At 49.4% G+C, this 13,019-nt stretch carries 11 protein-coding genes; 6 read left to right on the top strand and 5 right to left on the bottom strand.

The window, feature by feature from the left end; all coding sequences use genetic code 11:
- Window position 1: 1 nt before the first annotated feature.
- The 4 genes from LZP69_RS06280 to cmoA are packed head-to-tail and all read right to left on the bottom strand — an operon-like array spanning window position 2 to window position 4,008.
- Window positions 2-1,507 (bottom strand): UUP1 family membrane protein, encoded by a 1,506-nt coding sequence (locus tag LZP69_RS06280; protein ID WP_234199345.1) that lies wholly within the window; start codon window positions 1,505-1,507, stop codon window positions 2-4.
- Between the two features lie 12 nt (window positions 1,508-1,519).
- On the bottom strand, window positions 1,520-2,263 hold the full coding sequence (locus LZP69_RS06275; RefSeq protein WP_234199344.1) for an ATP-dependent zinc protease family protein: 744 nt from the start codon (window positions 2,261-2,263) through the stop codon (window positions 1,520-1,522).
- A gap of 24 nt (window positions 2,264-2,287) precedes the next feature.
- Window positions 2,288-3,280 (bottom strand): tRNA 5-methoxyuridine(34)/uridine 5-oxyacetic acid(34) synthase CmoB, encoded by a 993-nt coding sequence (gene cmoB, locus LZP69_RS06270; protein WP_234199343.1) that lies wholly within the window; start codon window positions 3,278-3,280, stop codon window positions 2,288-2,290.
- Window positions 3,277-4,008, bottom strand: a complete 732-nt coding sequence (gene cmoA, locus LZP69_RS06265) for a carboxy-S-adenosyl-L-methionine synthase CmoA (protein ID WP_234199342.1) — start codon at window positions 4,006-4,008, stop codon at window positions 3,277-3,279. Before cmoA ends, cmoB begins: the two co-directional genes overlap by 4 nt.
- Before the next feature lie 149 nt (window positions 4,009-4,157).
- Between cmoA and LZP69_RS06260 the strand changes: the two genes are divergently transcribed.
- The 6 genes from LZP69_RS06260 to ruvB all read left to right on the top strand — a co-directional run bounded on the left by LZP69_RS06260 (window position 4,158) and on the right by ruvB (window position 11,986).
- Window positions 4,158-6,953 (top strand): transporter substrate-binding domain-containing protein, encoded by a 2,796-nt coding sequence (locus tag LZP69_RS06260; protein WP_234199341.1) that lies wholly within the window; start codon window positions 4,158-4,160, stop codon window positions 6,951-6,953.
- Between the two features lie 245 nt (window positions 6,954-7,198).
- Window positions 7,199-8,977, top strand: coding sequence for an aspartate--tRNA ligase (gene aspS, locus LZP69_RS06255; RefSeq protein WP_234199340.1), 1,779 nt, complete (start codon window positions 7,199-7,201; stop codon window positions 8,975-8,977).
- A 63-nt stretch (window positions 8,978-9,040) separates the two neighbouring features.
- Window positions 9,041-9,787, top strand: a complete 747-nt coding sequence (locus LZP69_RS06250) for a YebC/PmpR family DNA-binding transcriptional regulator (protein WP_234199339.1) — start codon at window positions 9,041-9,043, stop codon at window positions 9,785-9,787.
- 31 nt (window positions 9,788-9,818) lie between these two features.
- Window positions 9,819-10,340: a crossover junction endodeoxyribonuclease RuvC gene (gene ruvC, locus LZP69_RS06245; RefSeq protein ID WP_234199338.1), complete on the top strand. Its 522-nt coding sequence runs from the start codon at window positions 9,819-9,821 to the stop codon at window positions 10,338-10,340.
- Window positions 10,337-10,954 carry a Holliday junction branch migration protein RuvA gene (gene ruvA, locus LZP69_RS06240; RefSeq protein WP_234199337.1) on the top strand — a complete coding sequence of 206 codons (618 nt, stop codon included), beginning with the start codon at window positions 10,337-10,339 and terminating at the stop codon, window positions 10,952-10,954. Before ruvC ends, ruvA begins: the two co-directional genes overlap by 4 nt.
- Before the next feature lie 18 nt (window positions 10,955-10,972).
- Window positions 10,973-11,986: a Holliday junction branch migration DNA helicase RuvB gene (gene ruvB / locus LZP69_RS06235; RefSeq protein WP_234199336.1), complete on the top strand. Its 1,014-nt coding sequence runs from the start codon at window positions 10,973-10,975 to the stop codon at window positions 11,984-11,986.
- Between the two features lie 73 nt (window positions 11,987-12,059).
- Here ruvB and gloA read toward each other — a convergent pair whose 3' ends face one another.
- Window positions 12,060-12,470 carry a lactoylglutathione lyase gene (gene gloA / locus LZP69_RS06230; RefSeq protein ID WP_234199335.1) on the bottom strand — a complete coding sequence of 137 codons (411 nt, stop codon included), beginning with the start codon at window positions 12,468-12,470 and terminating at the stop codon, window positions 12,060-12,062.
- Window positions 12,471-13,019 lie beyond the last annotated feature (549 nt).

Below are 13,019 nucleotides of genomic sequence, written 5' to 3'. Positions count from 1 at the left end.
ACTATTCTCCCGCCAAGGGTCTAAAACGTCTGAGTTCCAGCAGTTTGTAGCCTGTGTACTGGCCTAAAAGCAGCACCATTGCCAGGATCACTAAGTGGATACCGAGGAAGTTAAATACCCAGTGTTGTACCCAGCTGGCACTCATGGCGAGGTAGGCAAGGGTGGCCACAAACAGGCTGCCGCCACCTTGAACAATCACCTCCTTGGCGCCTTCCTCCTCCCAGAGGATGGACATACGCTCGATAGTCCAGGCCAGAATAATCATAGGGAAGAAGGTGATGGTTAAGCCTTCGCTTAAGCCAAACTTGTAGGAGAGCAGGGTAAACAGGCCTATGATCCCAATAACGACTATTATCACCGCAGAGATACGGGAGATGAGTAGCAGGTTGAGATCAGACAGGTAGGAGCGGATCATCAGACCGAAAGAGACAATAAGCAAAAAGCCGACAAGCCCAGTTAACAGCGTGGTCTGAATAAAGGCCAGAGCGATAAGTACAGGCATAAAGGTACCCGAGGTCTTGATACCAATAATGACCCGTAAAAATACCACCATCAAGACACCAATGGGGATGAGCAAGATCCCTTTGAACAGGCTTTGCTCCTCAAGCGGCAGTTGATAGAGAGAGAAATCCAGGGCATTTTGGTTCTTCATCAAATCCAGTGAGGTCGCCAGTGCCGAGCGGGTATCTTGTAACATAGAGAAGTTAACCTGTGAGTTAACCCCGCCCACAACATCCAGTGTCGATTTACCCGTTCTGTCCCAAATGAGTAGGTTATCAGGGCGACCCTGAGTGCCATCGGCGGGATTAAACAGCACCCAATTACCGTTATGAAACACTTCAACGAAGGTGATTAGCTGTTGGCGTCGGCGCTGATCCTCCAAAAATAGGCCACTGACTTTTCGCGCCGGGATCCCTTTGCTGTTGAGCATATTAACAAACAGATTGGCAGGCGAGCTAGCTGACAGTAATAGTTCGATATTTTGACTGCGTTCACTGCCGTTAAAGGCCTTGTTGAGTTGCTGCGCGAACGAAAGATTGCTGGCGCTGCGAGCCCAAATATCCTCCATTACTTGCTCTGCAGCCGCTCTTTCGGTTGCAGGCCAGCTGTAAGGCAAGGGGGCTTGTGGCGTTTGCTCGGCGGTTAACTTGTTTCTGCCGGTCGGTACTAGGGTGACTTTATAGTAGAGATCCTGCTGACCGAGCGCACTGCGCGTCGACCAGGTCGCATGGCGACCGGTTTCATCATCGGCAATGGTTAAGCCATAGCCGGGGGAGGTGGCGTTTTCCACTAAAATTTCGAAGGCAGGATCGCTGGGCAGCGAGAAAGTTACCTCTGCCGCTTCACCAATGGCCTGAAAACTCACCTTGGCATCGACAGCCCAGCTTTGCACCTGCTGGCCAGGAAGGAAGGGCACATTGTGTTCGATACCGCGATAAATGCTGGCCGAAATACCGGCAATAAAAAGCAGTGCAACTAAGATATAGAAAGGTTTTTTAGAATGCATTTGCAACAAATCCTATTTGGCGACGCTTGGGTTAACTTTGCCATGAATAAAGCTTTGGCCGACATCCACCACGGCAATATCCTGCATAAATTTGCGTCCTAAGAGCAGCTGATAATCCAGGTGGCTGCGGTCGGTGAGGTTCAGATCGGTTTCTGCCTTATATTTGCCTATCTGCAGGTGGGCGTGGATCACTGGGCGGCGATCACTGTTCTCATCGGCCTCCTGCTTGATACGCACAAAGCGCTCAACCTTAGACTCAAAGGTTTGTGCGGGTTGATCGGCGCCATTGGTAAAGACGTCAAAGCGCACCCACTGTTTGCCATCGCGTTCAAAAAGAATGATGTTTTGTGCATCGAGAGAAGAGGACTCTGCGCCTGTGTCTATGCGGGTCTCAAAACTGGTTTTATATTCATCGATATAGACGTTTTCTACTGCGCCTAAGACAAACTTGTCGCCTATGGGCGAGGGGTCGCATTCAACCGGCACTTGTACAACCATTTTTTCTGCCGGTTGCGCTTTTCTGGCCGCCATCTTGGTCATATCCGCCGAGAGTTGCTCCACCTTTTGGTTTAGCGCAGTTAGAGCCTGGGCTTGAGTCTCCTGGTTGGTGTTGATCAGCGTGACTAACTGATCTTGTTGCTGGGCTAGGCTGGCGTTGAGGGTCTGCGCATCGACAGGCTCGATTTGATTCGCCTTATTTGCTGCGCAGCCCACTAATCCAGTTGCGATAAGCAGAGTTGTTGTCCGTTTTAACATAGTGCATCCCATATACTATTGTTGTTAGATCAGATCTTTATTGGGTTGATTCTTGGTGGCGATAAAGGTAGCACGCTTTGGCGCTGGGTAACCTTCGACAGTCAAACTAATATCATTTGGGTCAAGATAATCCACCAGAGACTCGTTTGGCATCCAGGGGGTACTACGCTGCTCGGCAAGCGAGGTGACATCCACATCCACACAGCGCACATCCACAAAATCTGCTTTTATCAGCCAGGCTTCTAGTGCCTTGATTGAGGGTAGAAACCATACATTGTTCATCTTGCCGTAACGCTCGCCCGGCACTAATACGGTATTTTCATCGCCATCGACCACTAAGGTTTCCAATACCAGCTCGCCGCTGGCGCGTAGTTGATCTTTAAGCTGCAATAGATGGTCTATCGGTGAGCGTCTATGATAGAAAACACCCATAGAAAACACGGTATCGAAGGCATCCAAGGGCGGCAGAGCTTCAATGCCAATGGGTAACAGATGTATGGGGTGATGCACGCCTGCCAGGCGTTTTACCGCTTCAAACTGACATAAAAACAGCGGCGATGGATCAATACCCACCACGTGCTTAGCGCCTTCACCCAACATGCGCCACATATGATAACCACTGCCACAGCCCACATCGAGCACGGTACGATTGGCTAAAGGGGCGATATGGGGCAGCACTCTTTGCCATTTCCAGTCTGAGCGCCATTCGGTATCGATATGAATGCCATGAAGATGAAATGGCCCCTTGCGCCAGGGCTTAAACAGCTTAAGTAGATTTTCCAGCTTCTCTTTTTCACCGACACTGAGTTGCTCGCCACTGCCAATGGTTACACTGGTTTTAAAGTCGATATGATCCGGCGCAGGATAATGCAGCTTATTGAGCACCTTCTCCCACTTAGGGAGATCGCCATGTTTGTTACTGCGCTGCCACTCTCCAAGAACAGTGGGCAGGGTTTCTAGCCAGTGTTGCAGGCTTGAGTCGGCAATTTGTTTATAAAAAGAGCTGAAACTGATCACTTGATTGCCACCATAGAAGCAAAATTAAAACATTGGAACCACAGATCAAAATGTTTGAATCCCTGTTGTTGTAAACGCTGTTTATGTTGGTTCAGCGAGTCGGGTTTCATTACGTGCTCAAGGGAACTGCGCTTTTGGCTTATTTCCAGCTCGCTATAGCCGTTGGCCCGTTTAAAATCCAGGTGTAGCGCATCGAGCAGACTGTGGACCTCACCATCTTCGAAGGTGAGTTTCTCCGATAGAACCAGTATGCCGCCGGGCAATAACCCCTGGTAGATTTTACCTATCAGTTTGTCTCTATCTTTGGGGGCGAGAAACTGCATGGTGAAATTGAGGATCACCATGGAAGCCTGGTGGATCTCTATGTCGCGGATATCGCCGCAGACAAGATCCACAGGGGTTTCGCTCACATAGGCACTTAAGTTCTGCTGACAGCGCTCTATCATGGATTGGCTGTTATCGACGGCGATAATGGTGCAATCGCGCCCATCTAGCCTGCGACGAACACTCAAGGTGGCTGCGCCTAAAGAGCAACCCAAGTCATAGACACGGCTGCGAGGCGACACATATTTTTCGGCAAAATCACCTAAGGTATTAATGATCTGAGCATACCCAGGCACGGAGCGCCTGATCATGTCGTTGAATACCCCAGCGACCCTGTCATCGAATTTAAAGTCGCTGATCTGCTTATATTCCTGAGCGTAAATAGTATCTTGAGATGAATTCATTAGAGTTTATAAGATGCGTTCGATTTCTCATTCTAGCGAATGATAACAGTTTGCAGCAAGTCTAGTGCTGGTAATTATGAGTAAAATTCTGTCTAATAAAGGCATTATAACAATTACGTTACTGCGCGTTTACTTTCTAGGGTGATTCAGTGATACGTGTCATTCACTTTTTAGCTAACTTATTGCTATTTGTATCAATTTCGGCATTTGCTGAGACCACTAAACCGCCATTGACCTTAGTCATGGGGGAGGATAGCTACCCTTATCAATTTGTCGATGACACTGGCGAAGTGCAGGGGGTTTTGGTGGATCTGTGGCGCGAATGGTCGCTGCAGACTGATACCCCAATCCGATTTGTGCCAAGATACTGGCAAGATTCCCTGACCCTGCTTAGCCAAGGAGAGGCCGATATCCACCTAGGGATGGCGCCCACAGAGGAGCGGCGACAAATCTTCGACTTTGCCGAGCCAATCAGCTCGGTCAGTACCTATCTGTATCTCAGACAGTCCCTTGGCAATAAGTCCAGCATTAAAGAGCTACAACCTTATCGAATTGGGGTGGTGACGGGCTCATCCCATGAATCTATCTTGAGTGAGCAAAATACCGGTCTGAGCTTTCGTTATTATCCCAGCCGTATGGCATTACTTGAAGGGGTAAATCGGGGCGATGTGGATATTTTCGCGGGTATGGAAGGGTATCTGCGTGACAATGCCGTCAGTCGCGCGGTTCTCGATGCTTTTCCTGTGGCGAACCGCCTGTTGATCCATAAAGTCAACATGCAGCCGGCTGTGATTAAAGGTGATAGGGCGCTGTTAGCCAAAATTAACCAGGGATTTTCCCTGGTGTCTGACGACGTGAAACAGAAGATAGAGAAACATTGGCTAGGTTACAGTAAAGACACCAATACCTTAATTATTACGACGACCACGGGGATCCAGCCTTTTGTCGATATCGGCGGGGACGGTGAGCCTCAAGGCATGTATATCGATATCTGGAAGTTGTGGTCTAAAAAAACCGGTATCAATGTGGAATTTAAGCCCAATGCCATGGCGGAGACGCTCGAAGATCTTAAATATGGTAGAGCCGACATTCAGGTCGGTTATCCAGAAAGTAACACAATCAAAACCGGCTATCACAGGGCCTGGCGAATCGCTCAGGTCACCAGTCGTATTTTTAGCTATAAAGCTCCAGTCAAGCAGAAAGATGACTTTGCCGGTGAGCGTATTGGTGTGATGCCAACCGCGCCCTATTTAAGTAAGTTAAAGGCGGCGCTGCCCGAGAGTGAATTAAAATTCTATACCGATGTGACTGAGATGATCGCCGCGGCCAAGGCCGGTTATATCTCCGCTTTTGTGGCTTCATCTGCCTGGACGCAGCATCATCTGCTCACCAGTGGCAACTGGTCAGATTTTTACCCCTTTTTGGATCTGACGTTTGTTACCGATATCTATGGATTAACTCGCAATCAGGACACAGGCCTAGCCAAGCGCATAGCAAGTGGTTTTAATCTTATCTCCCAGGACGAGCTGGCGAATATTGAACGCAAATGGATATTAAATAGCGAAGACAGGACGGTGAATGTCGAGCGCGCTCCGCTTATGTTGACGGCGGAGCAAACTGACTATCTCAGTCAGCTCAAGCCGTTAAAAATAGGCTATTTAAAGGATTGGCGGCCAATGGAGTATCAGGGCGCTGAGGGGCAGTTTCAGGGAATAAACAGCGAAATGATTTCGCGCTTTGCGAAGGAACTTGGACTCAAATTCGAGCCAGTCGCCTTCGATGAGTGGAATGAGTTGCTCGATGCCTTGAAAAAAGGACGTGTCGATATAGTGGGCAGTGTGGCACAGACGGCAAGTCGCGAAAAAGAGCTGTTGTTTACTCAATTTTACTGGCCATCACCCTGGGGATTAGTGACGGATCGCAGTGAGCTGTCGATTTTTAACTTGTCGCAACTGCGCGGTAAACGTCTAGCGGTTGTGGCGGGTTATCATCTTAATACGCGTCTGATGGATCATATTCAGGGTATAGAGCTGGTATTGGTACCCAATTTCAGGGCGGGGATCGATGCGGTTTCTCAGGGGAATGCTGATGGATTTCTCGAAAAAGTGGTTAACCTGAGTGTAGAGCTGAGTGAGCCCCACTACAGGGATCTTAAGATGTCTGTGTTGGCAGATTTTTCCAGTGAGCAGAGTCATTTTGCGCTTAACCCAGCACTCACGCGGCTGGTGCCTATCCTGGATAAGGTGATAGCTCAGATCTCCATGGAGGATCAAAGGCAGATTTACCAGCACTGGATAACGAAGAATGAACCGGCAAAATGGGCGTTTATCACTTGGAAACAGAGCTTTTTTACTTTAGCTTTTTGCTTTCTGCTGACGCTGATTCTATTGCCTTATTTGATATTGAAAAAGCGGGATAAAAAGCGACAGCAACTGGAGCAGCAACTGGCTTTGCTTGGCAAGTTTGACCCGCATACTGGACTGCCTAATCGTAGCCTACTCGATGATAGACTGGAGCAGACTGTCTTGATGCATCGCCGGGAAATGAGTCCCTTTGCCGTGCTGTTTATTTGTTTCGATAATCTGCGTGAAGTCAATCAGAGCCTAGGGCATGGTGCCGGACTTGAGGCGCTGCGCCTTGGCGCGGATAAGCTGAAAAACTCAGTGCGAAAATCTGACACCCTAGCGCGTTTTGGTGAAAATGAGTTTGTGCTGGTACTGAACCGCTGTAAGAATTTAGATCAGGTCTGTCAGGTGGCTGACAGCATAATCGCAGGCTTTGGTGCGCCATTTGTCATCGATGGGGTTGATGTGTCACTCTCTGTCAGCATAGGCATCGCCATGTATCCCAATGACGGTGATAATGTGGTCGAGATTTTAAAGACAGCGGATCAATTGATGTCCAGAGCGATTAAGCAAGGTGGACTCTGCTACCGCTGTGCCTGATGGGCTTTGCTGGGCTGAGGTTTGGCTCGCTATCTTTAACTGGGATAGGCTCATTTTAGCAAGTGCAGAGCAAGTACAGAGCAAGTACGGATTGAATAGCGCTGGATAATTACCCAGCGCGTGTATTTACTTCATGTTAAGACGATGAAGTTGTTTTGAAATCGGCAATATTTCACTATAATGCCGCTTTTGTCATGTATTGAATATTCCCCAGCCTTGTCTGGTGGATGAAAGGAAAGTGTTAGATGCGCAGTCATTATTGTGGAGACGTCAACGGGTCTCATGTTGGTGAAGAGGTCACGCTAGTCGGTTGGGTTAATCGTAGCCGAGACTTAGGTGGAGTAGTGTTTCTGGATCTGCGCGATCGTGAAGGGATTGTCCAGGTTGTTTATGACCCTGATCTTCCAGAAGTATTTGAAGTCGCTAGCACGCTGCGCAGCGAATTTTGTGTTCAGGTGAAAGGTCTGGTGCGTGCTCGTCCCGACAGTCAAGTGAACGACCAGATGCGCACGGGTGAGATTGAGGTACTGGGCAAAGAGCTGCTTATCCTCAACAGCGCCGCGCCTTTGCCAATCAACATGGACAAAAATCAGCACAACACAGAAGAGCAGCGCCTCAAGTACCGTTACTTAGACCTGCGTCGCCCAGAGATGGCTGAGCGCATTATTTTCCGCTCTAAAGTGACTAGCGCAGTGCGCCGTTTCCTCGATGGTAACGATTTCCTCGACATCGAAACGCCTATCCTGACCAAAGCGACACCTGAAGGTGCCCGTGACTATCTCGTGCCTAGCCGTACCTATAAGGGTCAGTTCTTTGCGCTGCCACAATCGCCCCAGTTGTTTAAACAGCTGCTGATGATGTCAGGTTTCGACCGTTACTATCAGATTGTAAAATGTTTCCGTGATGAAGATCTGCGCGCCGACCGTCAGCCTGAGTTTACTCAAATAGATATCGAAACCTCTTTCATGACGTCCGAGCAGGTTATGGCTAAGACAGAAGAGATGATCCGCGGCTTGTTCCTCGAACTACTTAATGTCGATTTAGGCGAGTTTCCTAAGATGCCATTTAGTGAAGCTATGCGCCGTTTCGGTTCAGATAAGCCAGACCTGCGTAACCCGCTGGAACTTATCGATGTGGCCGATCTTGTTAAAGACGTTGATTTTAAAGTGTTCCAGGAGCCTGCTAACGACAGCGAAGGCCGTGTAGCCGTGCTTTGTGTGCCAGGCGGCGCAGCACTGTCACGTAAGCAGCTCGATGAATATGGCAAGTTTGTCAACATCTATGGTGCCAAGGGGCTGGCCTGGATGAAAGTCAACGAGCTGGCCAAGGGATTAGAGGGCATTCAGTCGCCTGTGCTTAAGTTCCTCAATGAGACAGTCGTGAACGGCATCGTTGAACGTACCGGCGCGAAAGATGGCGATCTTATTCTTTTTGGTGCCGACAAAGCCAACATCGTCTGCGAGGCGATGGGCGCACTGCGTCTGAAAGTGGGTGAAGATTTCAATCTGCTACAGGGCGAGTGGAAGCCGCTCTGGGTGGTGGATTTCCCCATGTTCGAGCGCACCTCAGATGGTGGTTTACACGCGATGCATCATCCCTTTACTGCGCCCAGTGGCATCACGCCAGAGCAGCTTGAAGCCGATCCAACGGCTGCCCTGTCAGACGCCTACGATATGGTGCTTAACGGCTGTGAATTGGGCGGTGGCTCTGTGCGTATTCATAACAGTGAGATGCAGTCTGCCGTGTTCCGTATTCTGGGGATTAACGCTGAAGAAGCCCAAGAAAAATTTGGCTTCCTGCTCGAAGCCCTCAAATATGGTACGCCGCCACACGCGGGCCTGGCCTTTGGTTTAGATCGCATCATCATGTTGATGACAGGTGCGAGCTCTATCCGCGATGTGATGGCCTTCCCTAAGACCACCACAGCAGCTTGTCCGCTGACCAATGCGCCGGGATTTGCCAATCCAGTTCAGTTAGATGAGTTAGGAATTGCCGTCGTTGAGGCGGCCAAAAAAGCAGAATAAAAGTTGAATCTAAGCCGAGCGAAAGCTCGGCTTTTTCGAGAGAGACTCGAATAAGGAGTTGTTATGGCAGGTCACAGTAAGTGGGCCAATATCAAACACCGCAAAGCAGCCCAGGACGCCAAGCGCGGCAAGCTGTTTACTAAATTCATCCGCGAGTTAACTGTGGCAGCAAGGGAGGGGGGCTCAGATCCTGACTCCAATCCAAGATTACGCGCAGCCATCGATAAATCCCTGTCAAATAATATGACCCGTGACACGGTCGAGCGCGCCATCAAGCGCGGCGCTGGTGAACTCGATGGTCAGGTGTTAGAAACCATAATGTATGAAGGCTATGGCCCAGGCGGCACCGCGGTAATGGTGGAAACCATGACAGATAACCGTAACCGCACCGTTTCGGGCGTGCGTAATGCCTTTAGTAAATCCGGCGGCAACTTAGGCACAGATGGCTCGGTAGCCTATCTGTTTACCAAGCGCGGCGTGATCTCTTTTGAAGAAGGCATGGATGAAGATGCCATTATGGATGCAGCACTCGATGCAGGAGCAGAAGATGTTGTGACCCATGATGACACCTCTATCGATGTCTATACCACGCCAGAAGCCTTCGGCGCAGTCAAAGATGCCCTGGATGCGGCCGGTTTTGAGGCGGCCAACGCTGAGGTAACCATGGTGCCTTCAACGAAGGCGGAACTCGATGCCGATACTGCGCCTAAGTTTATGCGCCTTATCGACACCCTCGAAGATCATGATGATGTGCAAGAGGTTTACCATAACGCCGAGATCTCTGATGAGATCATGCAAACTTTAGAATAAGCTGCGAGTAAAACAAGATGATAGGAGGCTTATGCCGATCATTTTAGGGATTGATCCCGGTTCAAGGATCACAGGTTATGGGGTGATCAAGTGTCATGGACGGCAACAAATCTATCTTGGCAGCGGCTGTATCCGCACTCAAGGCGATGATCTGGCATCTAGGCTGAAAATCATTTTCGATGGGATCAGTGAGATCATCCGCCAATACCAGCCCGATGAGTTTGCTATCGAGCGGGTATTTATGGCTAAGAACGCCGACTCGGCACTGAAATTGGGTCAGGCGAGGGGCGCCGCCATAGTGGCGGCCACCAATGCCGGATTGCCCGTGGCAGAATATTCGGCGACTCAGATTAAAAATGCCGTGGTTGGCACTGGTCGGGCGCAAAAATCCCAGGTACAACATATGGTGCAGCAGATGTTAAATCTCAGCGCCGCACCTCAGGCTGACGCCGCCGATGCATTGGGGGTGGCCTTGTGTCATTATCACACTTATCAAAGTCTTATCGCCCTGGGCGGTAAGGCCAGTTCAAGAACATACGGAAGATATAGATGATAGGTCGTTTACGCGGATTGCTTGTGGAGAAACAGGCACCAGAAGTCGTCATCGAAGTGAGCGGTGTCGGCTATGAAGTGCAGATGCCCCTGACCAGTTTTTATGAGCTACCCGAGCTAAACCAGGAAACATTGATCTACACCCACTTTGTGGTGCGTGAAGATGCCCAGCTGCTCTATGGCTTTATCAATAAGCAGGAACGAGCCCTGTTTCGTCTGCTGATCAAGGCCAATGGTGTCGGGCCTAAACTGGCACTGACGATCCTGTCTGGCTTAACTGCCGCCGAATTTGTTAAATGCGTCGAGCACGATGATATTGCCACCTTAGTTAAACTCCCGGGTGTCGGTAAGAAAACCGCCGAGCGTTTGCTGGTAGAGATGCGCGACAAACTCAAGAGCCTGATGGAAACTTCCCATGGCTCGGAGCGGGAGTTTGTGTTGCAGTCCAACTATACCCCAGCAGTGCAAGTAAACAGCGCCGAAGAAGACGCCATCGCCGCACTGTTATCCTTAGGCTACAAACCGGCCCAGGCAAGTAAGGCGGTCTCAAGTGCCTACCAGGAAGGGATGGACTCAGAGTCCTTAATTAAAGCATCGCTTAAGTCCATGCTTTAATCGTTAAGTGAGAAAAAGATGATAGAAGCCGATCGACTAATTCATGCGCAGCCTCAGGGTACAGAAGAGCGCGATGAGCAGATTGACAGAGCCATGCGTCCTAAGTTGCTCGATGAGTACACGGGGCAAGATGATACCCGTGCCCAGCTGAAGGTCTTTATCGAAGCGGCGCAGAAGCGCGGTGAAGCCTTGGATCATATGTTGATCTACGGCCCCCCAGGCTTAGGTAAAACCACCTTAGCCATGATAGTCGCCAATGAGATGGGAGTGAATATCAAGTCTACCTCTGGGCCCGTTTTGGAAAAGGCAGGGGATCTTGCGGCGCTGCTGACCAATCTCGAAGCGGGCGATGTGCTTTTTATCGATGAGATCCACAGATTGAGTCCTGTGGTCGAGGAGATCCTCTACCCGGCGATGGAAGATTATCAGTTGGATATCATGATAGGCGAAGGTCCGGCTGCGCGATCCATTAAACTCGAATTGCCACCTTTTACCCTGATTGGCGCCACGACTCGAGCAGGTGCCTTAACATCACCACTGCGAGCCCGTTTTGGCATTCCGCTTCGTCTTGAGTTTTACAATGTGGCGGATTTAAGCACGATTGTGAGTCGCTCGGCCAAGGTACTGGGTCTTCCCATAGATGATCCGGGCGCCATCGAGGTGGCAAGACGCTCGCGCGGTACGCCCCGTATCGCCAACCGCTTGCTGCGCCGAGTACGGGATTATGCCGAGGTAAAACACGACGGTGAGATCACTAAAGCCGTGGCCGAAAGCGCCCTGGATCTGCTGGATGTAGATGTGGAGGGCTTCGATTATATGGATCGTAAGCTGCTGCTGGCGATTATTGACAAGTTTATGGGCGGCCCGGTCGGACTGGATAACCTGGCGGCGGCCATAGGTGAAGAGCGTGAAACCATTGAAGATGTGCTCGAGCCTTTCCTTATTCAGCAAGGCTTTATTCAGCGTACACCCAGGGGCCGGATAGCGACTCCAAGAGCCTATCAGCACTTTAATATTATTCAGCCAGATTAATTTAGTCCCAAAAAGCGCCTTTCGGCGCTTTTTGGTCTTAATATAGTTAGTTTATGACTGCTTTTATGGCCAATTAACCTAATCCCGCTTGAGCCGATCTCATCTGGATAAACTCAATCTTGTAACCATCAGGATCTTCAACAAAGGCAATTTCTGTGGTGCCACCGGCAACCGGTCCTGGCTGGCGAGTCACTTTACCTCCCGCGACTTCGATGGCCGCGCAGCGGCTATAAATATCGGCTTCACCAATTGCAATATGGCCAAAGCCAGTGCCGAGATCGTAACTATCCGTATCCCAGTTATAGGTCAGCTCGATCACTGCAGCGCCAGCGCTCTCTTCATCGAAGCCAACGAAGGCGAGGGAGTAACGATACTCAGGGTTTTCTGAGGTTCTAAGTAGTTTCATGCCTAAGATCTGGGTGTAAAATTCGATGCTACGCTCCAGATTGCCAACCCTCAGCATGGTGTGTAAAAGCTGTGCCATGAAAACCTCTAATCGATTAAAAATGAAGGTCATTATAACCTGTTTTGTCAAACGATGGGTTTTGTCTGCATAAACTTTACATTTGCTGTGAATGTGACAAAACTCACAGAGTCAGATTGGTCGCTTGGTACAGTCTGTGCGGCATAGGATAATGATTTAAATTAATTGAAGCTGTTGGTTATAAAGGAGTTGGGTATGTCGTCTGAACTAAAAATGGCGTTAGGGATCACTGTAGCGGTAGCCTTAGTACTTTCCATTTTTTTCGTGTCCATGTTTTAATACATAGAAAGTTTTAAAGAAAAAAGTTTTAATGCATAGAAAGATTTAATGCTTAGAAAATTTTGATGTAAGAAAGCCGCAGCATTGCGGCTTTTTTAATGGAATTGATTTAAAACTCGGCATGTTAAATCGGGAAGGTCTTGGCGTATGAGCTCGCCCGATTTACTCGTAATCGGATATGTAGGTTTCTTCATAGGGCGTATTGTGAAATAGGGCGCAATATGTTTCGCACTGCCAACAAGTGATGGGGGCAATGAACCAAGTATTGAA

This window comes from Shewanella sp. AS1, assembly GCF_021412565.1.
Lineage (GTDB): Bacteria > Pseudomonadota > Gammaproteobacteria > Enterobacterales > Shewanellaceae > Shewanella.
Note: the sequence above shows the minus strand (reverse complement) of the source record. Positions and strands in the feature narration are given on the sequence as shown.